This is a genomic window from Mesorhizobium sp. M4B.F.Ca.ET.089.01.1.1 (genome assembly GCF_004022605.1).
GTDB classification, from domain to species: Bacteria; Pseudomonadota; Alphaproteobacteria; order Rhizobiales; family Rhizobiaceae; genus Mesorhizobium; species Mesorhizobium abyssinicae.
The window spans coordinates 1-1244 of record NZ_RZOS01000861.1 but is presented as its reverse complement, the minus strand read 5'-3'; the positions used below and the strand labels follow the sequence as shown (position 1 = coordinate 1244).

The 1244-nt window shown below is 67.3% G+C and carries 1 protein-coding gene and 1 pseudogene; both read right to left on the bottom strand.

Going from position 1 to position 1244, the window contains the following annotated elements; genetic code table 11:
* Positions 1-751 (bottom strand): anthranilate phosphoribosyltransferase (gene trpD, locus EN780_RS34585; protein WP_128276490.1); only part of this gene is annotated, 751 nt, incomplete at its 3' end.
* Positions 748-1244: pseudogene (locus EN780_RS34580) on the bottom strand (peptidylprolyl isomerase); the annotation flags it as partial. The gene trpD and the pseudogene EN780_RS34580, both read right to left, overlap by 4 nt.

Below are 1244 nucleotides of genomic sequence, written 5' to 3'. Positions count from 1 at the left end.
CGGGGGTGAGCGCGAAGGTGCGGATCTCGCCGCCGGCAAGTTCCGCCACCTGCGTCTCGCCGGTGGTGGTGATCTCGTCATAGCCGTCGCCGTGAACGATCCAGGCGTGCTCGGCGCCCAGCGCCTTCAACGCCTCGGCAACCGGCATGATCCATTCCGGCAGGAACACGCCGACCATCTGCCTGCTGACGCCGGCCGGATTGGACAGCGGTCCGAGCAGGTTGAAGATGGTGCGCGTGCCAAGCTCGCCCCGGATCGGGCCGACGTGCTTCATCGCCGGATGGTGCGCCGGCGCGAACATGAAGCCGACGCCGGCTTCATGGATGCAACGGCCGATCGTCTCCGGTCCGATGTCGATCTTGACGCCGAGCGCGGTGAGCACATCGGCAGCGCCGGTCAATGAGGACAGGCCGCGATTGCCGTGCTTGGCCACCGGCACGCCGCTCGCTGCAATGACGAATGCCGATCCCGTCGAGATGTTGACGCTGTGCGAATTGTCGCCGCCGGTGCCGACGATATCGATGGCGCCGTGCGGAGCCTCGACGCGCAGCATCTTGGCGCGCATCGTGGCGACGGCGCCGGAAATCTCGCTCACCGACTCGCCGCGCACGCGCAGCGCCATCAGGAAGCCGCCGATCTGACCGGGCGTTGCGTCGCCCGACATGATGATGTCGAACGCCTCGCGCGCCTCCTCAAACGAAAGAGGAGTGCCGGCGGCGACCTTGGCGATATGGGTCTTCAGCGCACTCATCGGGCCTGCGCCTGGGAAACCGCGGCCGGGTCGATGCGGACGTCGTATTGCGTCTGCAACTGCGCCACCAACTGGTCGAGCAGGTCGTCCGACATGCCGGCGGTGAAGGATTTCTGCGCGTCGTCGGGCACGGAGCTGCCATCGGCGCCGGCCGGCTCGAACACTTCGGCCACCTTGTAGAGAATCTGGCCGTCGCCGGTGGGCGAGGGGATCAGCCCGGTGCCGCCTTCGCCGACGCCGAACATTTCGGCGGCGCCTTCCTTGCCGAAATCGGCGTCATCGGCTTCGCGCTTCAGGCCGCGCTTGGTCTGCTTCTCGAGCTTCAATTCGCCGGCGATCACGCCGAGCGTGGTGCCTGCCTTGAGGCGCTTTTCCAGCTCCTGCGCCTTGGCGTCGAGCCGCTTTTCCGTTTCAGCCGCCGTCCAGTCGGCCACCACCTTCTGGCGAACCTCGTCCAGCGTGCGGTCGCGCGCCGGCGTGATCGATCCGACTT